At 69.4% G+C, this 26,531-nt stretch carries 21 protein-coding genes; 14 read left to right on the top strand and 7 right to left on the bottom strand.

The features are described from left to right. The first annotated feature begins 100 nt into the window (after positions 1 to 100). Together B7K25_RS02595 and B7K25_RS02590 are read left to right on the top strand one after the other, a co-directional pair. Positions 101 to 730 carry an ANTAR domain-containing response regulator gene (locus B7K25_RS02595; protein ID WP_084103928.1) on the top strand — a complete coding sequence of 210 codons (630 nt, stop codon included), beginning with the start codon at positions 101 to 103 and terminating at the stop codon, positions 728 to 730. Positions 731 to 928: 198 nt separating this feature from the next. Beyond that, positions 929 to 2,191, top strand: a complete 1,263-nt coding sequence (locus tag B7K25_RS02590) for an ABC transporter substrate-binding protein (protein WP_084103927.1) — start codon at positions 929 to 931, stop codon at positions 2,189 to 2,191. A gap of 507 nt (positions 2,192 to 2,698) precedes the next feature. Here B7K25_RS02590 and B7K25_RS02585 read toward each other — a convergent pair. Genes B7K25_RS02585 through B7K25_RS02565 form a run of 5 tightly spaced genes read right to left on the bottom strand, consistent with a single transcriptional unit; the run spans position 2,699 to position 6,858 of the window. Then, positions 2,699 to 3,427 (bottom strand): ABC transporter ATP-binding protein, encoded by a 729-nt coding sequence (locus B7K25_RS02585; RefSeq protein WP_084103926.1) that lies wholly within the window; start codon positions 3,425 to 3,427, stop codon positions 2,699 to 2,701. Next, entirely contained in the window at positions 3,424 to 4,293 is an 870-nt protein-coding gene (locus B7K25_RS02580) for an ABC transporter ATP-binding protein (RefSeq protein WP_084103925.1), read from the bottom strand. The genes B7K25_RS02585 and B7K25_RS02580 overlap by 4 nt, the downstream gene beginning before the upstream one ends. Next, a complete protein-coding gene (locus B7K25_RS02575) occupies positions 4,286 to 5,260 on the bottom strand; it encodes a branched-chain amino acid ABC transporter permease (RefSeq protein ID WP_084103924.1) in 975 nt (324 codons plus the stop codon). The genes B7K25_RS02580 and B7K25_RS02575 overlap by 8 nt, the downstream gene beginning before the upstream one ends. Before the next feature lie 3 nt (positions 5,261 to 5,263). Further along, positions 5,264 to 6,394: a branched-chain amino acid ABC transporter permease gene (locus B7K25_RS02570; RefSeq protein WP_234988043.1), complete on the bottom strand. Its 1,131-nt coding sequence runs from the start codon at positions 6,392 to 6,394 to the stop codon at positions 5,264 to 5,266. Between the two features lie 50 nt (positions 6,395 to 6,444). Then, positions 6,445 to 6,858, bottom strand: coding sequence for a PaaI family thioesterase (locus B7K25_RS02565; protein ID WP_084103922.1), 414 nt, complete (start codon positions 6,856 to 6,858; stop codon positions 6,445 to 6,447). Positions 6,859 to 6,876: 18 nt separating this feature from the next. Between B7K25_RS02565 and polA the strand changes: the two genes are divergently transcribed. Together polA and B7K25_RS02555 are read left to right on the top strand one after the other, a co-directional pair. After that, positions 6,877 to 9,534 (top strand): DNA polymerase I, encoded by a 2,658-nt coding sequence (gene polA / locus B7K25_RS02560; protein WP_255376117.1) that lies wholly within the window; start codon positions 6,877 to 6,879, stop codon positions 9,532 to 9,534. Positions 9,535 to 9,544: 10 nt separating this feature from the next. After that, complete coding sequence (locus B7K25_RS02555) at positions 9,545 to 10,564, top strand: 6-phosphofructokinase (protein WP_084103920.1); 1,020 nt, start codon at positions 9,545 to 9,547, stop codon at positions 10,562 to 10,564. Positions 10,565 to 10,633: 69 nt separating this feature from the next. Here the strand turns inward: B7K25_RS02555 and B7K25_RS02550 are convergent, their stop codons facing one another. Beyond that, entirely contained in the window at positions 10,634 to 12,058 is a 1,425-nt protein-coding gene (locus B7K25_RS02550; protein ID WP_084103919.1) for a CDP-glycerol glycerophosphotransferase family protein, read from the bottom strand. 56 nt (positions 12,059 to 12,114) lie between these two features. On the opposite strand from B7K25_RS02550, the gene B7K25_RS02545 reads away from it, so the two are divergent. The 5 genes from B7K25_RS02545 to B7K25_RS02525 all read left to right on the top strand — a co-directional run bounded on the left by B7K25_RS02545 (position 12,115) and on the right by B7K25_RS02525 (position 18,163). After that, positions 12,115 to 12,513 carry an adenylyltransferase/cytidyltransferase family protein gene (locus tag B7K25_RS02545; RefSeq protein WP_084103918.1) on the top strand — a complete coding sequence of 133 codons (399 nt, stop codon included), beginning with the start codon at positions 12,115 to 12,117 and terminating at the stop codon, positions 12,511 to 12,513. A 143-nt stretch (positions 12,514 to 12,656) separates the two neighbouring features. Beyond that, complete coding sequence (gene rpsA / locus B7K25_RS02540) at positions 12,657 to 14,138, top strand: 30S ribosomal protein S1 (RefSeq protein ID WP_084103916.1); 1,482 nt, start codon at positions 12,657 to 12,659, stop codon at positions 14,136 to 14,138. A 212-nt stretch (positions 14,139 to 14,350) separates the two neighbouring features. Continuing rightward, positions 14,351 to 14,950: a dephospho-CoA kinase gene (gene coaE / locus B7K25_RS02535; RefSeq protein ID WP_084103914.1), complete on the top strand. Its 600-nt coding sequence runs from the start codon at positions 14,351 to 14,353 to the stop codon at positions 14,948 to 14,950. Between the two features lie 33 nt (positions 14,951 to 14,983). Then, entirely contained in the window at positions 14,984 to 17,056 is a 2,073-nt protein-coding gene (gene uvrB, locus B7K25_RS02530; RefSeq protein ID WP_084103912.1) for an excinuclease ABC subunit UvrB, read from the top strand. Between the two features lie 9 nt (positions 17,057 to 17,065). Then, entirely contained in the window at positions 17,066 to 18,163 is a 1,098-nt protein-coding gene (locus B7K25_RS02525) for a TerC family protein (protein ID WP_084103910.1), read from the top strand. 278 nt (positions 18,164 to 18,441) lie between these two features. Here B7K25_RS02525 and B7K25_RS02520 read toward each other — a convergent pair whose 3' ends face one another. After that, a complete protein-coding gene (locus B7K25_RS02520) occupies positions 18,442 to 18,744 on the bottom strand; it encodes a YciI family protein (RefSeq protein ID WP_084103908.1) in 303 nt (100 codons plus the stop codon). 101 nt (positions 18,745 to 18,845) lie between these two features. Between B7K25_RS02520 and uvrA the strand changes: the two genes are divergently transcribed. From uvrA to whiA, 5 genes are read left to right on the top strand one after another with little or no spacing between them, the layout of a single operon-like run. Continuing rightward, positions 18,846 to 21,692 (top strand): excinuclease ABC subunit UvrA, encoded by a 2,847-nt coding sequence (uvrA, locus tag B7K25_RS02515; protein ID WP_084103906.1) that lies wholly within the window; start codon positions 18,846 to 18,848, stop codon positions 21,690 to 21,692. A 9-nt stretch (positions 21,693 to 21,701) separates the two neighbouring features. Continuing rightward, on the top strand, positions 21,702 to 23,585 hold the full coding sequence (gene uvrC / locus B7K25_RS02510; RefSeq protein ID WP_084103904.1) for an excinuclease ABC subunit UvrC: 1,884 nt from the start codon (positions 21,702 to 21,704) through the stop codon (positions 23,583 to 23,585). After that, the gene (gene rapZ / locus B7K25_RS02505; protein ID WP_084103902.1) at positions 23,582 to 24,505 is read left to right on the top strand and encodes an RNase adapter RapZ; all 924 of its coding nucleotides are present in this window, start codon (positions 23,582 to 23,584) and stop codon (positions 24,503 to 24,505) included. The genes uvrC and rapZ overlap by 4 nt, the downstream gene beginning before the upstream one ends. After that, positions 24,502 to 25,470, top strand: coding sequence for a uridine diphosphate-N-acetylglucosamine-binding protein YvcK (yvcK, locus tag B7K25_RS02500; protein ID WP_084103900.1), 969 nt, complete (start codon positions 24,502 to 24,504; stop codon positions 25,468 to 25,470). The genes rapZ and yvcK overlap by 4 nt, the downstream gene beginning before the upstream one ends. A gap of 5 nt (positions 25,471 to 25,475) precedes the next feature. After that, a complete protein-coding gene (whiA, locus tag B7K25_RS02495) occupies positions 25,476 to 26,459 on the top strand; it encodes a DNA-binding protein WhiA (protein WP_084103898.1) in 984 nt (327 codons plus the stop codon). The last annotated feature ends 72 nt before the right edge of the window (positions 26,460 to 26,531 follow it).

Below are 26,531 nucleotides of genomic sequence, written 5' to 3'. Positions count from 1 at the left end.
GCTAGCGGGTGAGGCGCCGTCCCCGTGACAGCGCCGTGCCGGTGCTCGCCGGCGAGGCGCCGGTTGGGTCAAGTGCCCTGATGTTCAGTACGCTAGGGGGGTGACTGACACGAACGACACCGCTGCCGCCGCCGAGACCACCGCCGCGAAGAAGCGCCGCGCCGTGGTCGCGGAGGACGAGGCCCTCATCCGCATGGACATCGTCGAGACCCTCACCGAGGCTGGCTACGACGTGGTCGGCGAGGGCGCCAACGGCGAGGAGGGCGTCGCGCTCGCCATCGAGCACAAGCCGGACGTGGTCGTCATGGACATCAAGATGCCCGTCATGGACGGCATCACCGCCGCGGAGAAGATCGCCGCCGAGCGTGTCGCGCCCGTCGTGCTGCTCACCGCGTTCAGCCAGACGGAGCTCGTCGAGCGTGCCCGTGACGCCGGCGCCATGGCCTACGTCGTCAAGCCGTTCACCCCGGCGGACCTGCTGCCCGCCGTCGAGATCGCCGCGTCCCGGTTCGCGGAGATCCGCGCCCTCGAGTCCGAGATCGCGGACATCACCGAGCGCATGGAGACGCGCAAGAAGGTCGAGCGCGCCAAGGGTCTGCTCATGGAGAACATGCGGCTCAACGAGCCCGAGGCCTTCCGCTGGATCCAGAAGACCTCGATGGACCGCCGCCTCACGATGCGTGAGGTCGCCGAGGCCGTCATCGACCAGATGGGCAGCGCCAAGAAGTAGCGCCACCGCAGGAAACCGGCGTCGAATCGTCGCCAAGGTTTCCGAATCGTGCCCTCCCGTCCCTTCGAGGTCACGAAATCGTGATGATCGGGACCCACACCTGAAATCTGGTTTCGGTACGGTGAACCCATGGCCACCGGGGACCGTCCCCGGGCCTATGGACTGGCGGGTCTATCCGCCAGTGTGGAGGGAACAACCATGGCACGATGGAACACCATCGCGCGCGGCGCGGCTTTTGCCGCCGCCGCCTCGCTCGCCCTCGCCGCCTGCTCGTCGGACGGCGAAGAGTCGGGTAGCGAGGGATCCGAGGGCTCCGGCTCCGGCGACGCGCTCAAGATCGGCACGGTCCTGCCGCTGACCGGAAGCCTTGCCTTCCTCGGCCCGCCCGAGGTTGCTGGCGTGGACCTTGCGATCCAGGAGATCAACGAGGCCGGCGGCGTGCTGGGCTCCGACGTCGAGGTGATCCACGAGGACTCGTCCGACACCGACAACCCGCAGATCGCCTCTCAGTCGGTCTCGTCGCTCATCTCGGATGGCGTCGCTGCGATCATCGGTGCGGCCTCGTCGTCGGTGTCGCTGAACATCGTCGACGACATCGCTGCTGCGAGCATCGTCCAGATCTCGCCCGCGAACACCTCGACGGCGCTGTCCGGCTACTCGGACTTCTACTTCCGCACCGCGCCGCCGGACACCGTCCAGGGCGACGCGCTCGGCAACCTGATCCTGAACGACGGCATCGAGAACCTGGGCATCCTGCTCTTCGCGGATGACTACGCCACCTCGCTGCGCGACGTCGTCACGGGTGTCGTGGAGGGTGCCGGCGGCACCATCACCTACGGCGTCTCGGGTGACGAGTTCCAGACGGACGCGGCCAACTTCGAGTCGATCGTCCAGGACGTCCTCGCGACCAACCCCGACGGCATCCTCGTGATCGCCTTCGACCAGACCAAGGCCATCATCCCGGCCCTGGTCGGCGCGGGCTTCCCGTCCGACAAGCTGTACCTCACGGACGGCAATACGGCGGACTACTCGGCTGACTTCGAGGCCGGCACCCTGACCGGCGCCAAGGGCACCATCCCCGGCGCCAACCCGGATGACGACTTCAAGGCTCGCATGAACGAGGTCTACGGCTCGGAGCTCGACTCCTTCGCCTACGGTGCCGAGTCCTACGACGCCACCATCCTCGCGGCCCTCGCGGCTGTGAAGGGCGGCGCCACCGACGGTCAGACCGTCCGCGACAACCTGGCCGCCGTGTCGGGTGCTGACGGCGGCACGGAGTGCACCGGCTTCGCCGAGTGCGCCGAGCTGATCGAGTCCGGCGAGGACATCATCTACACCTCGGTGTCCGGTGTCGGTCCGTTCAACGACGCCAACGACCCCTCGAGCGCCTACGTGGGCGTCTACGAGTACGGCGAGGACAACGTCCAGGTCTGGGTCGAGGCGGTCTTCGGCGAGGTCTGATCGTCACCGACTGCTTCACACAGCGAGAGGGCTCCCGGCTTCGGCCGGGGGCCCTCTCCGCGTTCGCGGGGCCTCCCGCAGCGGTTGCGGCACCCGCTCCGACTGCCTCCGGTGGGCCGATGCGCCCGTCGAGTCCGCGCCGGACCCCGCCACGGGCGCCCGGGCAGGGCCGATGCTCTTGCCTCCCCGGTGCTCGCCCGCCTGGGCGTGCCACCTGGGGCGTGCGGTCTCGACTGACGCTCGCGCTCACCGTCAGTTGGGAGCGCACGAGCGTGCGGTCCGCACTGATCTCGACGAGTTCGTGGGCCGTGAAGGCGCGCTGATATCCGGGCGACAGGCGCAGTGCTCGTCGTCACGGACGCATCGGCGATCCATCCGTGAGAACTGGTCGTGAGGACCGGTCCTCACGGAACGATCCGGCAGCCGCCCGTGGGAACCGCACCGGGGGACGTCCGGGCGCATGACTGAGCCCCCGCCGGATGCACCGACGGGGGCTCAGCGCTAGGCTCAGGCGCCCAGGGTTCCCAGGTACAGCTCGATGACCTTGGGGTCCTTGAGCAGCTCCTGACCGGTCGACGTGTACGCCGAACGACCCTGGTCGAGGACGTAGCCGCGGTCGCAGATCTGCAGGCAGCGGCGCGCGTTCTGCTCGACCATGATGACCGTGACGCCCGTCTTGTTGATGTCGCGCGTGCGGACGAAGGTCTCGTCCTGGCGCACGGGCGAGAGTCCGGCGGACGGCTCGTCGAGGAGCAGCACCTTCGGATCCATCATGAGGGCTCGCGCCATCGCGACCATCTGCCGCTCGCCACCGGACAGCGATCCAGCGCGCTGGTGGTGACGGCTCGCCAGGTCAGGGAACAGGTCCATGACCCGGTCGAACTGCTGCTGGAACCCCTTGGGAGCCTGGTAGGCGCCCATCTCGAGGTTCTCCTTGATGGTCAGCGACGGGAACACGTTGTTGGTCTGCGGGACGAACCCCACGCCCATGCGGACCAGCTCGTCCGCACGCTTGTTGGTGATGTCCTCCCCGCCGAGCGTGACGGATCCCTCGCGGATCGGGACGAGCCCGAACAGCGCCTTGAGGAACGTGGACTTGCCGGCGCCGTTGGGGCCGATGATGCCGATGAGCTCGCCCTCGGCAACGGTCATCGAGCAGCCGTTGAGGATGTCGACCCCGGGAAGGTACCCGGCGAAGATGTCGTCGGCGACGAGCACGGGTGCAGCGTCGGTCATTCGGAAGCCTCCTCGTGGAGCTCGTCCGCGCTGGGCAACTCCGATAGATCCTCATCGTGATGCGAGCCGAGGTAGGCCGCCTGCACCTGCTCGTTCTGCATGACGGTGCTGGGCGGGCCCTCGGCGATGATCTTGCCCTCGGCCATGACGACGACCCAGTCGGAGATGCGGCGCACCATGTGCATGTCGTGCTCGACGAACAGCACGGTGACGCCCTCCTGCTTGAGCTCGACGATGTGGTCGAGCAGCGACTCGGTGAGCGCCGGGTTGACGCCCGCCATGGGCTCGTCGAGCATCACCATCTCGGGCTCCGACATCAGCGCGCGCGCCATCTCGAGCAGCTTGCGCTGTCCGCCGGACAGCGAGCCCGCGTAGTCGTCCTTCTTCTCGTAGAGCTTGAAGCGCTTGAGCAGGACGTGCGCCCGAGCGGTGATCTCCTCCTCGCGGTCGGCCCACAGGGGCTTCGCGAACGCGTAGAAGAAGTTCTCACCCTTCTGGTCAGAGGCGCCCAGGCGCATGTTCTCGAGCACCGTCATGCGGCTCAGCGCCTTGGTGAGCTGGAACGTGCGGACCTTGCCCGCACGCGCCACCTTGGCAGGGGAGACGCCCTTGAGCGAGTGGCCGTTGAACAGCCAGTCGCCCGTCTGAGGCTTGTCGAAGCCCGTCAGCAGGTTGAAGAACGTCGACTTGCCGGCGCCGTTGGGCCCGATGAGCGCCGTGATGGCGCCGCGCTGGACCTCGAAGTGCTCCACGTCGACGGCCGTGAGGCCGCCGAAGTGGCGGTGCACCTTGTCGGCGACGACGATCGGGTCGGGCTTGGATGCGCCCGGCTCGTGCTTCACGTCAGCGAACATGTCATCAGTCATTGAAGGCCAACTCCTTCTTGTCGCCGAGGACTCCCTGTGGCCTGAAGATCACCAGGCACATCAGGGCGATGCCCACCAGCATGAGCGAGAACGGCTCGAGCTCCTGGGTGCTGAGCACGGACTCGGGGATCAGCAGGGACGCCAGTCCCTTCACGAGCACGAGCGAGCACCAGAACAGGATCGAGCCGAGCACGGGTCCGAAGACCGTCGCGGCTCCACCGAGCAGCAGGAGCGTCCAGATCCAGAACGTCGTCGGGCGTCCCATCGAGTCGGGCTGCACGGAGGCTCCGAGCGCCCACACGATGCCGGCGATCGCGCCGATCACACCGCCGATGACGAGTGCCTGCATCTTGTACGAGTACACGTTCTTGCCGAGCGAGCGCACGGCGTCCTCGTCCTCGCGGATGCCCTTGAGCACGCGGCCCCAGGGGGACTTCGACAGTCGCCAGAACATGAGCAGGAACAGGGCGACGAGCGCCCACCCCACGAGCAGCAGCCACCACGAGGTGGAACGCGTCCCGTGGAACGTCCAGACCCAGATGGTGACCTGCTCGTCGGGGAACGGCGAGAGCATCTCGAACGAGCCCTTGAAGTCGGACCCGCGGATGCCTGTCGAGGCGCCCGTGAGCGCGTTGAGGTTCTGGGATCTGCCGAGATAGCGGATCATCTCCGCCGCGGCGATCGTCACGATGGCGAGATAGTCGCCTCTGAGCTTCAGCGTCGGCCAGCCCAACAGCAGTCCGAACACAGCCGCTGCGGCGATGGCCGCGAGGATGCCGAGCCAGATGGGCCCGCCCTCGCGGACGACGATGGCGTAGCCGTACATGCCCAGGAGCATGAAGCCCGCCTGACCCATGTTCAGCAGTCCCGTGAGGCCGAAGTGGAAGTTCAGGCCGATGGCGGCCAGCGCGAACGCAGCCGTGGTGGGCGCGATGGCCTCGCGCAGCAGGTCGTAGATGAGGTCCATGAGCTAGCCCACCCTTTCCGCTCGTCCGAGGATTCCTTGCGGTCTCACCAGGAGCACGATGATGAGGATGCCGAGGGCGGTCGCGTACTTCAGGTCGGGCCCGAGCCACAGCGTCGAGGTCTCGACCACGACACCGATGACGAGCGAGCCGACGAGGGCGCCGAAGGGCTGGCCGAGGCCGCCGAGCGTCACCGCGGCGAACATCAGCAGCAGCAGGCGCGCGCCGACGTCGAACTTGGTGCCCGAGTCGTAGAACGCCATCAGGATGCCGCCGAGCGCCGCGAGGCTGGTCGCCATGACCCACACGAGGCGGATGATGCCGTCCACCTTGATGCCCGACGCCGACGCGAGGGACGGGTTGTCCGACACGGCGCGCGTCGCGCGACCCAGGCGGGTGCGCAGCAGGAAGTAGCCCACGCCCAGCAGGACGGCGATCGAGATCCCGATCGACATGGCGGTCGTGCTGCCCAGCTGGATGGGACCGAACTGGTGGCGCTCCTCGATGGCGATGGACACGCGCACACGGTCGGGCCCGATCCACCACTGCAGCAGGTTCAGCATCGCCAGCGACAGACCGATCGACACGATCATCTGCTGCACGATCTTGACGTTGCGCTTGCGCAGCTTGGACCACAGGAAGCGGTCCTGCAGCCAGCCGGTGCCGCCAGCGACGATGATGGCCGCGATCGACGCGAGCCACAGCGGCCAGCCGATCACGAACTCCCACGGCGTGAGCGGGATGGAGACGGGCTGCTGGGTCGCGAAGAAGTACGCGAGCATCGCGCCGAGCGAGACCTGCTCTCCATGCGCGAAGTTGCTCAGCCCTGTCGTGCCGTAGATGAGCGACAAGCCCACGGACGCCAGCGCGAGCAGCAGGCCGAACACCAGCCCGTTGAACACGTTCTGCGCCACGCGGTTGGTGCCGGGGCCGGAGGACTCATCCACCGTGATCTCGGCGTCTGTCGTCTCCACGTCGGCATGGACGGTGCTGCTCGATGCCGCGATGGTCGCGGTGTCCGACGTCTCGGCGAAGGCACTGGTGCCTACGGACGAGACGAGGGTCACGGCGAGCGCGGCGACGGCGAACACGATCAAGGCGCGCATGATGGCACGCCGGTCGATTCTCTTCGTCAAGGATCCCCTCCAGGTCAGGATGTCATCACCATACGCGCGCCATGTTTCGGTCATGTCTCGGCGCGTTGACGAATCGCGCAGGTCAGTCGCGCCGTTGCGACGGGTCTGCCCGATTCGTCCTCGATGGTGATGGCGTAGCTGGCGACGGTGCGGCCACGATGCAGCGCCGTCGCCTCTCCCCGGACCGTGCCCTCGCGCACGGCTCGGTGGTGCGTGATGGACAGGTCCACGCCGACGGCGATGCCGTCTGGCTGAGCGTGGGCCATGGCCGCGTACGAGCCGAGGGTCTCGGCGAGCACGGCCGATGCGCCTCCGTGGAGCAGCCCGTAGGGCTGGGTGTTGCCCTCCACGGGCATGGATCCGACGGCGCGCTCGGCGGTCACGGCCCCCACCGTGATGCCCATGCGCTCCATCAGGGTGCCCGCTTGAAGCTGCGCGAGCGACACATCGTCGATGTCGGCCATAGGAGATAGGTTGGCACAGTGAGCGACAAAGACCAGCCAACACTGCTGCTGATCGACGGATTGTCGATGGCTTTCCGTGCCTTCTTCGGGCTTCCGGTGGAGAACTTCGCGACGTCCACGGGCGTCCCGACCAACGCGGTGTATGGCTTCACGACGATGCTGGCGACCCTCATGAGGGAGCAGCAGCCCACGCACGTCGCGGTCGCGTTCGACCTGCCCGGCGGCACGTTCCGCACCGAGCGACTTCCCAGCTACAAGGGCACTCGCGACGAGACGCCGCCGGAGTTCGAACCGCAGGTTCCGCTGATCCGCGAGGTGCTCGACGCGATGGGCGTCGCCGCCGTGGACAAGGAGCGCTACGAGGCCGACGACCTCCTCGCGACGTATGCCCGGATGGGCCGCGAGGCGGGCATGCGCGTGCTGGTCGTGTCGGGGGACAGGGACACCATCCAGCTCGTGACCGACGAGGTCACGCTGCTCTACCCCCGCAAGGGCGTGTCCGACCTGGTGCACTTCACGCCCGAGTCGGTCGAGGAGAAGTACGGCGTTCGCCCCGGCCAGTACCCGGATCTCGCCGCGCTCGTGGGCGAGACCAGCGACAACCTTCCCGGCGTGCCAGGGGTCGGCCCGAAGACGGCGGCGAAGTGGATCGGCGTCTACGGCGGCCTCCCGGAGATCCTCGAGGCCGCGGACGATGTCCCCGGCAAGGCGGGGCAGAGCCTGCGGGACCACCTCGATCAGGTCCGGCTGAATCGTGAGCTGAACCACCTCCTGACCGATCTCGAGGTCCCGCAGACCCTCGACGACCTCGAGTACGTGGGCGCTGACGCCGCGGCGATCCACCAGGTCTGCGACGCGCTGCAGTTCCGCACCCTGCGCGACCGCCTGCTGCCGTTCGCCGCGGGTGACTCGACCGAGGGTGCCCCCGAGGAGCCCGCCGAGGTGACGGTCGTCGTCGACGGCGCGGTCGAGGCCGTCGCCGCCCTCGAGGGGCCCGTCACCCTCCATGTCGACGGGCGCATCGGCGCCGATGCCGACGCCTGGGCCATCGGCGTCGCCGCCGGGGACGAGGCGTGGGGGATCGACCTCACAGCGCTCGACGCCGCGCAGGACGCCAGCCTGCGCGCCTGGCTCGAGGACGAGGGGGTCGAGAAGACGTTGCACGCGGCGAAGGACGCGTGGCACAGCCTCGCCTCGCGGGGCATCGACCTGCGCGGAGTCATCGGCGACACGCAGATCGCTGCGTTCCTCGTGAACGCCGATCAGCGCGGCTTCGACCTCGACTCTGTGCTGCAGCGGTACCTGGGCATCACGGTCGCCGGCGGCTCGAGCGGCGGCCAGCTCGACCTCGGCCTCGACGACAGCGCCGCGGAGGCGGCGGGCTCCACGGCAGCGCACGTCGCGCGGCTCGCCGCAGAGCTGGACGCCGAGGTCGACAGGCGAGGCATGACCGACCTGTACCGGGACGTGGAGATCCCGCTGATGGCGGTGCTCGCGCGCATGGAGCACGCCGGCATCGCCGTCGACTCCGCTCACCTCGGATCGCTCGCGGACGCCGCGCGCGGCCGTGCCGACCAGGCCGCGTCGCAGGCGTTCGACGCCATCGGCGGTGACGAGGTCAACCTCGGCTCGCCCAAGCAGCTCCAAGAGGTGCTCTTCGACCGCCTCGGGATGCCCAAGACCAAGAAGATCAAGACCGGGTACTCCACCGACGCCGCCTCCCTCGCGGATCTGCAGGAGAAGAGCCCGCACCCGTTCCTCGAGGCGCTGCTGGCACACCGGGACGCGACCAAGCTCGGCCAGATCATCGAGACGCTCGCCCAGTCCGTGCGCGAGGACGGCCGCATCCACACGACGTTCTCGCAGGTGGTCGCGTCGACGGGTCGCCTGAGCTCGAAGGACCCCAACCTTCAGAACATCCCGATCCGTACCGAGGAGGGTCACCGCATCCGCGAGGCGTTCGTCGTGGGTGAGGGCTTCGAGACTCTGCTGACGGCCGACTACAGCCAGATCGAGATGCGCATCATGGCGCACCTGAGCGGCGACGAGGGCCTCATCGAGGCGTTCAAGGCGGGGGAGGACCTGCACCGGTTCGTCGGCTCGCGCGTGTTCGGGGTCGAGCCGGACGACGTCAGCCCTGAGATGCGCTCGAAGGTCAAGGCGATGAGCTACGGGCTCGCCTATGGGCTGTCGTCCTTCGGCCTCGCGCGGCAGCTGTCGCTGCCGGTCGGCGAGGCGCAGGCGCTCATGGACGACTACTTCGCTCGCTTCGGAGGCGTTCGCGACTACCTCAAGACCGTGGTCGAGCGGGCGCGCGAGGTGGGCTACACCGAGACGATCCTCGGGCGCCGCCGCTACATCCCCGACCTGACGTCGACCAATCGCCAGCGCCGCGACATCGCGGAGCGGGTGGCGCTCAACGCCCCGATCCAGGGCTCGGCGGCGGACCTCATCAAGAAGGCCATGCTCGGCGTCGATCGGGCTCTCGAGGACCAAGGTCTCGCCTCCCGGCAGCTGCTGCAGGTGCACGATGAGCTCGTGGTCGAGGTCGCCCCCGGCGAGGCGCAGGCGGTCGAGGCCATCCTGATCGACCAGATGCACGCTGCCGGCGACCTGTCCGTGCCTCTCGACGTCCACGTCGGAGAGGGATCGAACTGGCGCACGGCCGGACACTAGAGTTGGAGCCATGCGCGTAGGAATCCTCACCGGAGGCGGGGACTGCCCCGGCCTGAATGCAGCCATCCGAGCCGTCGTCAAGCGCGGCACCGCCGAGCACGGCATGTCCATCGTGGGCTTCCGCAACGGCTGGGAGGGTGTCATCAACGGCGACGCCGTCCCGCTGACCAGGGACGACGTGAGCGGAATCCTCGTTCATGGCGGCACCATGCTCGGCACCGCTCGCTGCCACCCGCACAAGGTCGACGGCGGCATCGAGGCGGTCCACCAGACCGTCGAGGACGAGAAGCTGGACGCGCTGATCTGCATCGGCGGGGACGGCACGCTGCGCGCGGCGTCGAAGGTCAACAAGTCCGGAGTGCCGGTCATCGGCATCCCCAAGACCATCGACAACGACGTGGTCGGCACCGACTCGTCGATCGGCTTCGACACCGCCGTGACGATCGCCACCGAGGCCATCGATCGCCTGCACTCGACCGCGGAGTCGCACAACCGCGTCATGGTCGTCGAGCTCATGGGTCGCCACTGCGGCTGGATCGCGGTCACTGCCGGCATCGCTGGCGGAGCGGACATCATCCTCGCGCCCGAGTCGCCGTTCGACATCGAGCAGATCGGCAAGAAGATCCGCCACCGTCACCGCTACAAGGACTTCTCGATCGTCGCCGTCGCGGAAGGCGCCGTGCCCGCCGAGGGCAGCGGCTGGGACGCGTCGGACACGCTCGACGAGAAGGGCAACCCCATCGCCGGCCAGGTGGGCGCGCAGGTCACGCGCGCCATCGAGCGGGTCACGGGTTTCCCGACTCGCCTCACGACGCTCGGCTATGTCCAGCGCGGCGGCGTGCCGACCGCAGCCGACCGCCTGCTCGCCACGCGCTTCGGCGTCGCGGCGATCGACGCGGCGTTCGAGAAGAACTACGGCACCTTCACCGCGTTGCGCGGCGAGCACGTCGAGATGCTCGACTTCTCGGTGATGGCTGGCAAGACCAAGTACGTGCCCGAGGACCTGCTCGAGACGGCCTGGGGCCTCTGACGCCCCGGACGCGGCGGCGCCTCGGGCGTCCCGGGCGCGCGTGAGCGCGCCGCCGACGCCGCGGCGAGACTAGGCCGCGTCGCTGTCCTTGGCCGCACCCTGGAGCATGATCTGCTCGGTGTCCGTCGACTCGTCGGAGTCGCCCTCCACCTCGGCGGGATCCGCCTCGGCGATGAAGCGCTCGGGCGAGGGCTGCCCGAGCGGCGCGAGGCGTGGCTCGAGCGACGGGTCAGCGGGCACGGTGACCCGGGGATGCGTGGTCCAACCAGCGGGGTGCTCGGCGGGGTAGCCGTGGCCGGCGAAAGGCGCGGGATCCTCGCCCAGCAGCGCGATCCGCACGACCTTCTCCGAGGCGCGGCCGTCCTCGAAGGTGGCGAAGCGGTCGCGGAACGACGCGCGACGCTCGGCGTACTCGGCGGACTCGAACGCGCCGGATCGCATCGCGACGATGAGCTGCTCGGCGGTCGTGACGACCTGGCCCGGGGCATCCTCGGTGATGTCGAAGTACGCGCCCCGGCTCCAGCGGTAGTCGTCCCAGTCGTAGCAGAACAGGACCATCGGCTTGTCGAGCAGGGCATAGTCGAACATCGCGGACGAGTAGTCCGTGATGAGCGCGTCCGAGGCGACGTACAGGTCCTCGACCTCCCATCCCTTGGAGACGTCGATGACCTGCTCGGGCACCACCTTGCGACCACGCTTGTCGTGGTAGTAGTGGTCGCGCACCAGCAGCCGCGTGCCGGCAGGGAGCGACTCGGCGAACGCCGTGAGGTCGAACTCCTTCTCCTTGGGCCCGCGCCGGGTCCGCCACGTGGGCATGTAGAGGACGGCACGCTCGTCCTCGCCCAGTCCCAGGCGCGCACGGGCCGCTGCCCGCGCATCGGCGCCTGCGGAGAACAGCACGTCGTTGCGGGGGAAGCCCACCTCGAGCTGGACGCAGTCGTTGTTGTACGCGCGCTCCCACACCTCGGTCAGGTAGGGGCTCGTCGTGAGCGAGTAGGTCCACCGCTGGCAGCGCCGGTGCATCGTGACGATGGTGTCGTCGGTGGGCCGCTTGCCGGAATAGTGGCGGTCCGCGCCCATGTACTTGAGCGCGGTGCCGTGGTGGGTCTGGACGTAGACCTGGCCGTCACGAGGCGGAAGGCTCCAGTGCGGGTTCGCGTCGTCGATGAAGTAGGTCGCGGTCGAGATCAGGCGAAGGTAGTCGAGCGTGCGCGGCGTCACGTACTCGATTCCTTCCGGGATCTGATCCACGTCCTGCTTGCGCACGATCCACACGCCGCGCAGGTGAGGGGCGAGCTCGAGCTGCTTGCGATAGACCGCCAGCGGGTTGCCGCGGGGAGCGCGGTTCCACACGCAGGTGTAGACCACCAGGTCGGGGTCGAGAGGGAGCTGTGCGTAGTACCAGCGTCCGATCGTGCGGTCCTGGAGCGCACGAACCGCACGCGCAGCGAAGTTTCGCGTGCGGCGGTAGGAGCGGGTCAGGGTCTTCGGCACCCGGGAATCCTATCCCGCATGAACAGCAGGTGAATGAACCCGGCTACCCTTGTCGCATGACGCGAGTGCTCACCTTCGGAACCTTCGACCTGTTCCACATCGGCCACGTCAACGTGCTGCTGCGTGCGGCGTCGCTGGGCGACCACCTGACCGTGGGCGTGTCCTCGGACGCGCTGAACTTCTCCAAGAAGCAGCGCTACCCGGTGTACCGCGAGGAACACCGCATGGCGATCGTGAGCTCGCTGGCATGCGTCGACGAGGTGTTCGTCGAGGAGTCTCTCGAGCTCAAGGGCGACTACATCAAGGAGCACCGCGCCGACGTCCTCGTGATGGGTGACGACTGGGCGGGACGCTTCGACCACTACAAGGAGCTGTGCGAGGTCGTGTACCTGCCGCGGACGGCGGAGGTGTCCACCACGGACATCATCCAGTCCATCAAGGAGGACCTCGCCTGAGGGCCCGCCCCGACGCTCACCAGGGCGGCTTTGTGCTGAGAGCTCTCAGCAGGTAGGATGATCGTTGGTCTCGTGCGCCTGCGCGCGGGTCCAAGCAAGCACAACACATCTCTCATCCATCCATTCATCGGAGCCACTCCTTAATGTCCGTATCCACCCCCGAGTCCACCCCTATCGCAGTCAACGACATCGGCTCGAGTGAGGACTTCCTCGCCGCGATTGACGCGACCATCAAGAACTTCGACGACGGCGACCTCGTCGAGGGCACCATCGTCAAGGTCGACCGTGACGAGGTCCTCCTCGACATCGGCTACAAGACCGAGGGCGTCATCCCCGTCCGCGAGCTGTCGATCCGTCACGACGCCGACCCCGACGACGTCGTCGCCGTGGGCGACACCGTCGAGGCCCTGGTCCTCCAGAAGGAGGACAAGGAGGGTCGTCTGATCCTGTCGAAGAAGCGTGCCCAGTACGAGCGCGCCTGGGGCTCGATCGAGAAGATCAAGGACGAGGACGGCGTCGTCACCGGCTCCGTGATCGAGGTCGTCAAGGGTGGCCTCATCGTGGACATCGGCCTCCGTGGCTTCCTCCCCGCCTCGCTCGTCGAGATGCGCCGCGTGCGCGACCTCGGCCCGTACATCGGCCAGCAGATCGAGGCGAAGATCATCGAGCTCGACAAGAACCGCAACAACGTGGTCCTGTCGCGCCGTGCCTTCCTCGAGCAGACCCAGTCCGAGGTGCGCTCGAGCTTCCTCACCGCCCTGCAGCCCGGCCAGGTCCGCAAGGGCACCGTGTCGTCGATCGTCAACTTCGGTGCGTTCGTCGACCTCGGCGGCGTGGACGGCCTCGTGCACGTCTCCGAGCTGTCGTGGAAGCACATCGACCACCCCAACGAGGTCGTCTCCGTGGGCCAGGAGGTCGAGGTCGAGGTTCTCGACATCGACATGGACCGCGAGCGCGTCTCGCTGTCGCTCAAGGCGACGCAGGAGGACCCGTGGGAGGTCTACGCCCGCACCCACGCGATCGGCCAGATCGTCCCGGGCAAGGTCACCAAGCTCGTCCCGTTCGGCGCGTTCGTGCGCGTCTTCGACGGCATCGAGGGCCTGGTGCACATCTCCGAGCTCGCCGTCCGCCACGTCGACCTGCCCGAGCAGGTCGTGCAGGCTGACGAGGAGGTCTTCGTCAAGATCATCGACATCGACCTCGAGCGCCGCCGCATCTCGCTGTCCATCAAGCAGGCCAACGAGGGCGTCGACCCCGAGGGCGAGGACTTCGACCCCGCTCTGTACGGCATGACCGCCGAGTACGACGAGGCCGGCAACTACAAGTACCCCGAGGGCTTCGACCCCGAGACCCAGGAGTGGCGCGACGGCTTCGACGAGCAGCGCGAGGCCTGGGAGGCGGAGTACGCGAAGGCGCACGAGCGCTGGGAGGCCCACAAGCAGTTCGTCTCGAAGCAGGACGAGCAGGCCGCCGAGGCCGAGGCCGCAGGCGCCGCCGCCCCGCGCAAGCGTGGCAAGGGCGACGCGAGCGCGTCGTACACCTCGCACGACGAGCCGGCCGACGCGGGCACCCTCGCCTCGGACGAGCGCCTCGCCGCTCTGCGCGAGAAGCTCACGGGCAACTAAGCACCGCAGCACCGACAGGGCCGCGATCCCCTCTGGGGGTCGCGGCCCTGTCGCATGTGCGGGGGCATCGCGGAGGGCCGATGCGCTCGTCGGGTCTCGCTCGATCGTCCGAAGTCGCGTGCGTGACGTGCGTGACGTTCGTGGCGGGTGCGCGATTGGACTCACCTGACGCGGTTTGGCGTGAGCGCGCCGCCGGTGCGAGACTTTCGCCCATGCTCCGCATCGGCCTCACGGGCGGCATCGCCGCAGGCAAGTCCACGGCGTCCGCTCGCTTCGCCGAGCTGGGTGCCGTGGTCGTCGACCACGACCAGCTCGCCCGACGCGCCGTCGAGCCCGGCTCGGCCGGCCTCGTCGAGATCGCGCGCGCGTTCGGTGACCGCGCGGTCAAGGACGGTGCCCTCGACCGCCCCGCGCTGGCCGCGATCGTGTTCCGGGATCCCGCGGCACGGCGTCAGCTCGACGCGATCGTGCATCCCTACGTGTTCGCGATGGCCCGGGCCGCGGACCGCCAGGCCCGCCTCGACGGTGCGCACGTCGTGGTGCACGACATCCCGCTGCTCGCGGAGGCCGGCGGCGACCACGACTACGACCTCGTGGTGACCATCGCCGCGGACGCCGAGCTGCGGGTCGAGAGGATGGTCGCGACGCGCGGCATGACGCGGGCCGATGCGCTCGCCAGGATCTCCTCGCAGGCGACGGACGAGGTGCGTGCGGCGATGGCCGACGTCGTGCTCGACGGCTCGGGAGAGGCCGAGGCGCTGCGGCAGCAGGTGGACGAGTTCTGGGCTCTCCACGTTCCCGCCGGCGGGTGAGCCGGTGTCGGTGGTGGCGCGTAGCGTAGAGCCATGACCGAGGACCTCCGTCGCAGCGACGCCCCGTTCCAGGTGGTGTCCGAGTATCGGCCGTCGGGCGACCAGCCCAAGGCGATCGACCAGCTCGCCGCGCGCATCCAGGCGGGGGAGCAGGACGTCGTGCTGCTGGGCGCGACCGGCACGGGCAAGTCGGCCACGACGGCGTGGCTCGTCGAGCGCCTGCAGCGGCCCACCCTGGTGATGGCCCACAACAAGACTCTCGCGGCCCAGCTGGCGACGGAGTTCCGCGAGCTGCTTCCGCACAACGCGGTCGAGTACTTCGTCAGCTACTACGACTACTACCAGCCTGAGGCGTACGTGCCTCAGACGGACACCTTCATCGAGAAGGACAGCTCGATCAACGAGGAGGTCGAGAGGCTGCGGTACTCGGCGACCAACTCGCTGCTGACCCGGCGCGACGTCGTGGTGGTGTCCTCGGTGTCGTGCATCTACGGCCTCGGCACCCCCGAGGAGTACATCCAGGGCATGGTCGTCCTCGGCGTGGGGGACGTGGTCGACCGGGATGCGCTCCTGCGCGAGTTCGTGCAGATGCAGTACTCGCGCAACGACCTCGCCTTCACACGCGGCACGTTCAGGGTCCGCGGCGACACGGTCGAGATCATCCCCGTGTACGAGGAGCTCGCCATCCGCATCGAGATGTTCGGCGACGAGGTCGAGGCGCTCTACACGCTGCACCCGCTGACGGGCGACGTGGTCGAGCGGCGCGAGCAGGTCCACATCTTCCCGGCCTCGCACTACGTGGCGTCCGAGGACCGCATGAACCGCGCGATCTCCACGATCGAGCTCGAGCTCGAGGAGCGGCTGCAGGACCTCGAGCGGCAGAACAAGCTGCTCGAGGCGCAGCGGCTCAAGATGCGCACGACGTTCGACCTGGAGATGATGCGATCCGTCGGCACGTGCAGCGGCATCGAGAACTACTCCCGGCACATCGAGCAGCGGGAGGCGGGCACTCCGCCGCACACCTTGCTGGACTACTTCCCGGACGACTTCCTGCTCGTCATCGACGAGTCCCACGTGACGGTGCCGCAGATCGGCGCGATGTACGAGGGCGACACGTCCCGCAAGCGCACCCTCGTCGAGCACGGCTTCCGTCTGCCGTCGGCGTTGGACAACCGACCCCTGAAGTGGGGCGAGTTCCAGGAGCGGGTGGGCCAGACGGTGTACCTGTCGGCGACACCGGGGCAGTACGAGCTCGGCCGATCCGATGGGGTGGTCGAGCAGATCATCCGGCCGACCGGGCTGGTCGACCCGAAGGTGGTGGTCAAGCCCACCGAGGGTCAGATCGACGACCTGCTCGAGCAGATCCGCCAGCGCGTCGAGCGTGACGAGCGCGTGCTCGTCACCACCCTCACCAAGAAGATGGCCGAGGACCTCACGGAGTTCCTCGCGGAGCGCGACGTCCAGGTGGAGTACCTCCACTCCGACGTCGACACCCTGCGGCGCGTGGAGCTCCTGCGAGAGCTGCGCATGGGCCGCTACGACGTGCTCGTCGGAATCAACCTGCTGCGCGAGGGCCTCGACCTTCCCGAGGTGTCGCTGGTGTCGATCCTCGACGCCGACAAAGAGGGCTTCCTCCGCTCGGGCACGTCCCTCATCCAGACCATCGGTCGCGCCGCGCGCAACGTGTCCGGTGAGGTCCACATGTACGCGGACACCATCACGGACTCGATGGCGTCGGCGATCGACGAGACCAACCGTCGTCGCGACATGCAGGTCGAGTTCAACCGCGAGAACGGGATCGATCCGACCCCGCTGCGCAAGCGCATCGGCGACATCACGGAGATGCTCGCCCGCGAGGACGCGGACACCGCGAGCACGCTCGAACGCGCCGCACGGTCGACCAAGGGCGGCTCGAGTGGGCGCACGGGGCCCTCGCCGATGGCGGGACGTCCGGCCGAGGAGCTCAGCGAGCTCATCGAGGATCTGTCCGCTCAGATGCGCGAGGCGGCCGCCGAGCTGAAGTTCGAGCTGGCCGCCCGCCTGCGCGACGAGATCGGCGAGCTCAAGAAGGAGCTGCGGCAGATGCTCGATGCCGGCAGCGCCTAGGATTGCCGCGTGACTGATCCGTACGTCTGGACCTCGACCATCGCGCTCATCGTGGCGCTGTTCGTGTTCGACTTCGCCGTGGTGATCCGCAAGCCCCACGAGCCCTCCTTCAAGGAGTCGGTGGGGTGGTCGATCTTCTACATCGCCATCGCGCTCCTGTTCGGCGTCTTCCTGCACTTCTGGCACGAGGACTTCCCGACCATGGAGTACCTCGCGGGCTACATCACCGAGAAGTCGCTGTCCGTCGACAACCTCTTCGTGTTCCTCGTGATCATGACGCGCTTCGCGGTGCCGCCCAAGTACCGCTCACGGGTGCTGCTCGTCGGCATCGCCGTGGCGCTCGTGCTGCGCGCGATCTTCATCGCCGCGGGCGCGGCGGCGCTCGATGCGTTCTCGGCGCTGTTCTACGTGTTCGGCGCGTTCCTGATCTACACCGCGTGGGGCCTCGCGAAGGAGTCGCAGGACGACGCCTCCGAGGAGTACGAGGAAGGGCGCCTCGTGCGCCTCGTGCGGCGCCTGTACCCGGTGACGGACGGCTACCGCGAAGGCAAGATCATGGTCCGCGAGGCCGGCCGCCGCATGGTCACGCCGATGCTCCTCGTCATGGTCGCGATCGGCTCGACGGACGTGCTGTTCGCGCTCGACTCGATCCCCGCGATCTTCGGCCTGACGCAGGACCCGTTCATCGTGTTCACCGCGAACGCCTTCGCGCTGCTCGGACTGCGTCAGCTGTACTTCCTGGTGCAGGGGCTGCTGCAGCGGCTCGTGTACCTGCACTACGGTCTCGCGGCCATCCTGGCGTTCATCGGCGTGAAGCTCGTCCTGCACGCGCTCCACGAGAACAACCTGCCGTTCATCAACGATGGCGAGCCGTTGCACGTGCCCGAGGTGTCGATCGGCCTGTCGCTCACGGTGATCCTCGTGATCCTCGTGATCGCGACCGTCGCCAGCCTCGTCGCCACTCGGCGCACCGGCGGTGACCTCGACGAGTCTCTCGCCGAGCAGCGCGGCGAGGCCCTCGAAGGCGCCGCCGCGGAAGGCACCGCTGCCGGGGCTCCTGACTCCGATGGCGCGTCGCCGTCATCGGGCGAGCGCCAGCGCGACTGACGTCACGACCGGGGCAGCGCCGGCGCAACTGACAACGCGACCAGGCGAGCGCCAGCGCGACTGACGTCACGGCCCGGCGCGCGTCGGCCGCACGGGCGTCCAGACGATCAATGGTCGCGGAGCGAGAGCACTGCGGAGCGCCCGCGCGGCACAGTTCCCACCCCGTGGAGTGCCGCCCAGGCGCGCGTGTGGGCGACCCGCTGCTCCCTGCGCACAGGTGACACAGGGAGCCGGCCCCGAGCGCATCGGCGCTCCGCCTGCGGCGGCGCACGGCGCCCTCAGTCGGCCAGGCGACCCTCGAGCCCACGACCCCACACGGCGGGCCAGATGCGGATGCGGTGCTCCGCCACCAGGCCGGCGGTGACGAAGGGGTCAGCGGCGATGATCGCCTCGACGTCGGCGACGGTCGCCGCCTCGCACACCAGCAGCGCTCCCGGCGGCGCGTCGTCGTCGTAGCGGCCGTACGCGAGCATGCGTCCGGCGGCGGCCTGCTCCGCGAGGTAGGCCCGATGCGCGGGGCGGTGGGCGTCGCGCTCGGCCGAGCGCTCGTCGTAGGCGTACTCGATGGCGAAGGTCGTCATGGCGCCATCCTGCCAGCGACCTCCGCGAGACGACGGCGATCGAGAGCACGACACGCCCATTCGAACATGCGTTCGAACGAGAATCCACGTAGCATTGCCGTGTGAACGACAGACTGCTGGTCCAGGGCGCCCGCGAGCACAACCTCAAGGGCGTCGATCTCGACCTCCCGCGCGACGCGCTGATCGTGTTCTCGGGCCTGTCAGGCTCGGGCAAGTCCTCGCTGGCCTTCGACACCATCTTCGCGGAGGGGCAGCGCCGCTACGTCGAGTCGCTCTCGGCCTACGCACGCCAGTTCCTGGGGCAGATGGACAAGCCCGACGTCGACTTCATCGAGGGCCTGTCGCCGGCCGTGTCGATCGACCAGAAGTCCACCAACCGCAACCCGCGCTCGACGGTCGGCACCATCACCGAGGTCTACGACTACCTGCGCCTGCTCTACGCGCGCGTCGGCACGCCGCACTGCCCGGTGTGCGGCGAGCGCATCCAGGCCCAGACCCCGCAGCAGATCGTCGACTCCGTGCTCGCGCTGCCCGAGGGCACGCGCTATCAGGTTCTCGCGCCGGTGGTGCGCGGTCGCAAGGGCGAGTACGCGGACGTCTTCGAGGAGCTCCAGCAGCAGGGCTTCGCCCGCGCCCGCGTCGACGGCGAGACCGTCCAGCTCACGGATCCGCCGCAGCTGGAGAAGAAGCTCAAGCACGACATCGAGGTGGTCGTGGACCGTCTGGTGGCCCGCGACGGCGTCCGCCAGCGCCTGACCGACTCCGTCGAGACGGCGCTGCGCCTCGCCGATGGCCTCGTGCTCATCGACCCGGTCGACGGCGACGTGCCCGCGCGCCGCTACAGCGAGAAGCGTGCGTGCCCCAACGACCACGTCCTCGCGCTCGAGGAGATCGAGCCTCGCACGTTCTCCTTCAACGCGCCGTACGGCGCCTGCCCCGAGTGCACGGGCATCGGCGTGCGCCTCGAGGTCGACCCACAGCTGGTGGTGCCCGACCCGGCGCTGAGCCTCGCCGAGGGCGCGGTGGCCCCGTGGTCCACCACCTCGACGTCGTCGGAGTACTTCAGCCGCATGCTCACGGGCCTCGCGCACGACCTGGGCTTCTCCATGGACACCGCGTGGGAGGACCTGCCGGACGCCATCCAGGAGGCCGTCCTCGTCGGCAAGGACTACGAGGTCCACGTCAAGTTCCGCAATCGCTTCGGGCGCGAGCGCCAGTACACGACCGGCTTCGAGGGCGTCGTCTCGTGGATCGAGCGGCTGCACTCGCAGACCGAGTCCGACTGGTCGCGAGAGAAGTACGAGTCCTACATGCGCGAGGTGCCGTGCCCCGTGTGCTCCGGTGCTCGCCTCAAGCCTGAGGTGCTCGCGGTCACCATCGGCGACCGCTCGATCGCGGAGGTGTGCGACCTGTCGATCGCCCAGGCGCGCGACTTCCTGCTCACGGCGGAGCTCGACGAGCGCGGGCGCCAGATCGCGGTGCAGGTCCTCAAGGAGATCGACGCACGACTGGGCTTCCTGCTCGACGTCGGCCTCGACTACCTCACGCTGTCGCGCGCGGCGGGCACCCTGTCGGGCGGCGAGGCCCAGCGCATCCGCCTCGCCACCCAGATCGGCTCGGGGCTCGTGGGCGTGCTCTACGTGCTCGACGAGCCCAGCATCGGACTGCACCAGCGCGACAACCGCAGGCTCATCGACACCCTGACGCGGCTGCGCGACCTGGGCAACACGCTCATCGTCGTCGAGCACGACGAGGACACGATCCGCACCGCGGACTGGGTGGTCGACATCGGCCCCGGCGCTGGCGAGCACGGGGGAGAGGTGGTGCACTCCGGCACCTACGAGGACCTCCTCGCCAACGAGCGGTCCATCACCGGTGCCTACGTCGCCGGACGTCGCTCCATCCCGATGCCCGAGGAGCGCCGCCGCCCCGACCCCGATCGCGAGATCACCGTGGTCGGCGCGCGCGAGCACAACCTGCGGGACATCGACGTGAGCTTCCCGCTCGGGGTGCTCACCGCGGTGACCGGCGTGTCCGGCTCGGGCAAGTCGACCCTCGTGAACTCGATCCTCTACACGTCGCTCGCGAACACCCTCAACGGCGCCCGCCAGGTGGCCGGACGCCACACCCGCATCACCGGGACCGACCAGCTCGACAAGATCGTCCACGTCGACCAGGGGCCCATCGGGCGCACCCCGCGATCGAACCCCGCGACCTACACGGGCGTGTGGGACAAGATTCGCAAGCTCTTCGCGGAGACGACCGAGGCGAAGGTTCGCGGCTACGGCCCGGGCCGGTTCTCCTTCAACGTCAAGGGCGGACGCTGCGAGTCGTGCTCCGGCGACGGCACGCTCAAGATCGAGATGAACTTCCTGCCCGACGTCTACGTGCCGTGCGAGGTGTGCAAGGGCGACCGCTACAACCGCGAGACCCTCGAGGTGCACTTCAAGGGCAAGACCGTCGCGGACGTGCTCGCCATGCCCATCGAGCAGGCGGCGGACTTCTTCGAGGCGATCCCCGGCATCTCGCGTCACCTGCGCACGCTCGTCGACGTGGGGCTCGGGTACGTGCGGCTCGGCCAGCCGGCGCCCACGCTGTCCGGCGGCGAGGCGCAGCGCGTCAAGCTCGCTTCGGAGCTCCAGCGGCGCTCCACCGGGCGCACCATCTACGTGCTCGACGAGCCGACGACGGGACTGCACTTCGAGGACGTCCGCAAGCTCCTCGGCGTGCTCCAGGGCCTCGTCGAGAAGGGGAACACGGTGATCGTCATCGAGCACAACCTCGACGTCATCAAGTCCGCGGACTGGGTGATCGACATGGGTCCCGAGGGCGGCTCCGGCGGTGGCATGGTGGTCGCCGAGGGCAGTCCCGAGGACGTGGCGGACGTCGAGGCGAGCCACACGGGCGTGTTCCTCAAGGAGATCCTGGGCGCACCCGCGCGCGCGTAGGCTGGCGCCGTGAGCGATCCCGCGGACTACCGGCCCGCGCCTGGCACCATCCCGACCGAGCCGGGCGTGTATCGCTTCCGCGACCCGCACGGCCGCGTCGTGTACGTGGGCAAGGCGAAGAACCTGCGCGCCCGCCTGTCGAACTACTTCCAGGACGTCCACGGGCTGCACCCGCGCACGCGGATGATGGTGACGACGGCGGCATCGGTCGAGTGGACGGTCGTGCGCAACGAGGTCGAGGCGCTCATCCTCGAGCACACCTGGATCAAGCAGTACGACCCGCGCTTCAACGTCGTCTTCAAGGACGACAAGTCGTACCCCTACCTCGCGGTCACCATGAACGAGGAGTTCCCGCGCATCCAGGTGATGCGGGGAGAACGCCGCAAGGGCGTGCGCTACTTCGGTCCCTACGCGCGGGCGTGGCAGATCCGCGACACGGTCGATACGCTGCTCACGGCGCTGCCGGTGCGGACCTGCGCGCCCGGAGTGTTCCGCAAGGCCGAGCGCCAGGGAAGGCCCTGCCTGCTCGGCTACATCGACAAGTGCTCCGCGCCGTGCGTGGGACGCATCTCGCCGGAGGATCACCGGGCGCTCGCCGAGCGGGTGTGCGCGGTGCTGGGCGGCGACGCGAAGGGGATGATCCGCGACCTCACGCAGGCGATGTCGGACGCCGCCGAGCGGGAGGACTTCGAGGCCGCAGCCCGGGCACGCGACCGCCTCCACGCGCTGCGCGACGTGCTCGACCGCAACGCGATCGTGCTCGCGGCCGGGACGGACGCGGACATCTTCAGCCTCGTCGACGACGAGATGGAGGCCGCGGCGCACGTCTTCCACGTGCGGGACGGCCGCATCACGGGCGAGCGCGGGTGGGTCGTGGACAAGCCCGAGCCGCTCGAGGCTCCGGCGATGGTTGCCCAGCTGATCCAGGAGGCGTACGGCGAGGCCGACGCCGAGGAGCTCCCCGCGGAGGTGCTCGTCCCCGTCGCGCCGGAGGGGGCCGATGCGCTCAGGAGCTGGTTGCGCGGGCTCAGGGGAGCGGCGGTCGCCATCAAGGTCCCGGCACGCGGCAAGAAGGCGGAGCTCGCGGGCACCGGCCACCAGAACGCCCGACAGGTGCTCGAGCAGCACCGGCTCAAGCGTGCGTCGGACCTCACCACGCGCTCCGCCGCGCTGCAGGAGCTGCAGGAGTCGATCGGCATGGCCGACGCCCCGCTGCGCATCGAGTGCTACGACATCTCCCACACGGGCGGCACCAACCAGGTCGGGTCGATGGTCGTCTTCGAGGACGCGCTGCCGCGCAAGGCCGAGTACCGACAGTTCTCGATCGCGGACGGGACCGACGACACCGCGGCGATGCGCGAGGTCCTGACCCGACGCTTCAAGCGCTACCTCGAGGAGTCGCAGCTGCCGCCAGAGGAGCGCGAGAGCGCCCGGTTCGCTTACCCGCCGCAGCTCGTGGTCGTGGACGGCGGGCTCCCGCAGGCCGGCGTCGCCCGCGCCGCGCTCGACGCTCTCGGGCTCGAGCAGATCATGGTCGTGGGACTCGCCAAGCGCCTCGAGGAGGTGTGGGTGCCGGGCGACGACTTCCCGATGATCCTGCCGCGAGGATCCGAGGCGCTGTTCCTGCTGCAGCGCGTGCGCGACGAGGCGCACCGGTTCGCGATCACCCGGCACCGGGGCAAGCGTGGCAAGGCGATGAAGGCCTCGGCGCTCGACGACGTCCCCGGCATCGGGCCCGAGCGCGCCAAGGCTCTGATCCGTCACTTCGGCTCGCTCGCGAAGGTTAAGGAGGCCTCGGAGGACCAGCTCGCGCTCGTCCCGGGCATCGGTTCCGCCACGGCGCGCACGATCCTCCAGGCGCTGCGCGGCGACGGTGGCATGCTGGACTCATGACCGAGGAGCCACCCGCCGTCACGTATCCCTCCGGCATTCCGCGGCCTCAGTTCGATGCCGCGCCCCAGACGCCCGAGCTGCTCATCCTGACCGGCATGTCGGGCGCCGGCCGCACCAAGGCCGCGGCGGTGCTGTCGGACCTCGGCTGGTACGTCGTCGACAACCTTCCGCCCCACCTCCTCGGCGGCCTCGTCACCGCCCACATCGCGGGCGAGGCGCAGCGCGACCTGGCCGCTGTCGTGGACGTGCGCGGCGGCCGCTTCTTCCACGACCTCGACCCCGTGGTCGACGACCTGGAGCACCGCGGGGTGCCCGTCCGGATGATCTTCCTCGACGCCTCGGACGCCGCGCTGGTGAAGCGCTTCGAGGAGGCGCGCCGCCCGCACCCGCTGCAGCAGGACGGCACGCTCCTCGAAGGCATCGCGCGCGAGCGCGCGATCGTGGCCGATGCGCGCGACCGCGCCGACCTCGTCATCGACACCTCCCACCTCAACGTGCACCAGCTGAGGGACGTGATGACCGCCGAGGTCGCCGACGAGACGCCCGCGCTGCAGGTCAACGTGCAGTCGTTCGGATTCAAGAACGGGATCCCCGCCGATGCGGACTTCGTCGCCGATGTGCGCTTCCTCGACAACCCGCACTGGGTCCCCGAGCTGCGACCTCTCACGGGCCTCGAGGCTCCCGTGCGCGACCACGTGCTCGGCTCCGAGGGCGCGCAGGCCTTCCTGGACGGCTACGCCTCCGTGATCGACGGCGCGCTGAAGCTCTACCGCGCGCACGACAAGCATGCGGTCACCATCGGCGTCGGCTGCACGGGAGGCAAGCACCGGTCCGTCGCGATCGCGGAGGCGCTCGGCACCGCGCTGCGGGACCGCGGCTATGCGGTGCGCACGACCCACCGGGACCGCGGGGCGTCGTGAGCGACCCGGCGCGCATCGTCGCGCTCGGCGGCGGGCACGGGCTGTACGCGACCCTGTCCGCGCTCAGGGGCCTCACGCCCGAGCTGACCGCGGTGGTGACCGTCGCGGACGACGGCGGCTCGTCGGGCCGACTGCGTGCCGAGATGGGCATCGTCCCCCCGGGCGACCTGCGCATGGCCCTGAGCGCCCTGTGCGCCGACAACGAGTGGGGACGCACGTGGCGCGACGTGCTCCAGTGGCGCTTCGCCACCGACGGCCCGCTCGACGGGCACGCGCTCGGCAACCTGCTCATCGCCGCGCTGTGGGATCGCTCGGACGACCTCGTCGACGGCCTCGACTGGGTGAGCCGTCTGCTGCAGGCGCAGGGCCGGGTGCTGCCGCTGTCGACGGACCCGCTGGAGGTGTCCGCGAGCGTGCGACGCGGCGACGAGCTCACCGAGGTCGTCGGCCAGGTGGCCGTCGCCACCGCCGATGGCGTGATCGAGGACTTGCGCCTGAGCCCGACGGAGCCGCGCGTGCCCGAGGCCACGGTGGCCGCGATCGACGACGCCGACCTGGTGGTCCTGGGGCCGGGTAGCTGGTTCACCTCGGTGCTGACGCATTTCATGGTGGCGCCCGTCGGGGATGCCCTCACGCGGGCCGCCTCGCGCGCGGTGCTCGTGCTCAACGTCGGCCACGACGACGAGGAGACAGCGGGGACGTCCCGCGCGGACGACGTGCAGGCGCTGTGCCGGGCCGCGCCGGGCTTCGCGCCAGGCGACGTGCTGGTGGATCGCGAGCACGCGGACGAGCCCGGCCTTGCCGAGGCCGTCGAGGCGTGGGGAGCCCGCCTGCGCGTGAGCGACCTACGGGACGGCACGGGTGCGGCGGCGCACGATCCGCTCGCCCTGCGCGCGGCCCTCGCCGAGATCGCCGTCGAACGTGCGCTCAGCGTCACCGCCGGCCCCCGGTCAGTGGCAGGATAAGGCGCATGGCTCTGACGGCACAGGTGAAGGATGAACTGGCACGCGTGGCCGTCGAGAAGACGTCCGCGCGCAAGGCCGAGGTCGCGACGACGCTGAGGTTCGCGGGTGGCCTGCACATCGTGTCGGGCCGGATCGTGATCGAGGCCGAGCTGGACACGGCCGCGGGCGCCCGTCGCCTGCGCGCCTTCATCCACGAGGTCTTCGGCCTCATGAGCGAGATCATCGTCGTGTCGGGCGGTGCCCTCAAGAAGGGCAACCGCTACGTGGTCCGGGTCGTGAAGGAGGGCGAGTCCCTCGCGCGGCAGACGGGTCTGCTCGACCACCGCGGACGGCCCGTGCGCGGCCTGCCGCCCCAGGTGGTCGCGGGCTCGATCGAGGACACCGTCGCCGCCTGGCGTGGCGCGTTCCTCGCGCACGGCTCGCTCACCGAGCCCGGACGGTCGTCGTCGCTCGAGGTGACGTCCCCCGGACCGGAGGCGGCTCTCGCGCTCGTCGGCGCGGCGCGCAGGCTCGGCATCAGCGCGAAGTCGCGCGAGGTCAGGGGCGTCGACCGCGTCGTCATCCGCGACGGCGACGCGATCGCTCAGCTGCTGACGCGCCTGGGCGCCCACGACTCCGTGCTCGAGTGGGAAGACAAGCGCACCCGCCGCGAGGTGCGCGGCACGGCCAATCGCCTGGCGAACTTCGACGACGCGAACCTCCGCCGCAGCGCGCAGGCCGCCGTCGCCGCGGGCGCGCGCGTCCAGCGCGCGTTCGAGATCCTCGGCGACGACGTGCCCGAGCACCTGGTCGAGGCGGGGCGGCTGCGCCTCCAGAACAAGGACGCGTCGCTCGAGGAGCTCGGCAAGCTGGCCGACCCGCAGCTGACCAAGGACGCGGTGGCGGGACGCATCCGCCGCCTGCTGGCCACCGCGGACAAGCGCGCCGAGGAGCTGGGGATCCCCGACACCGAGGCGGGCATCACCCCCGAGATGCTCGAGCTCGACTGACTCGGAGCAGGACTTTCGTACTGCGCGAGGGCGCGGGCGTTAGTAGTAGGCTGACAGAAGTGGCCCGTCATC

Origin of the sequence: Demequina sp. NBRC 110056, from assembly GCF_002090155.1 — a bacterium.
Lineage (GTDB): Bacteria > Actinomycetota > Actinomycetes > Actinomycetales > Demequinaceae > Demequina.
Note: the sequence above shows the minus strand (reverse complement) of the source record. Positions and strands in the feature narration are given on the sequence as shown.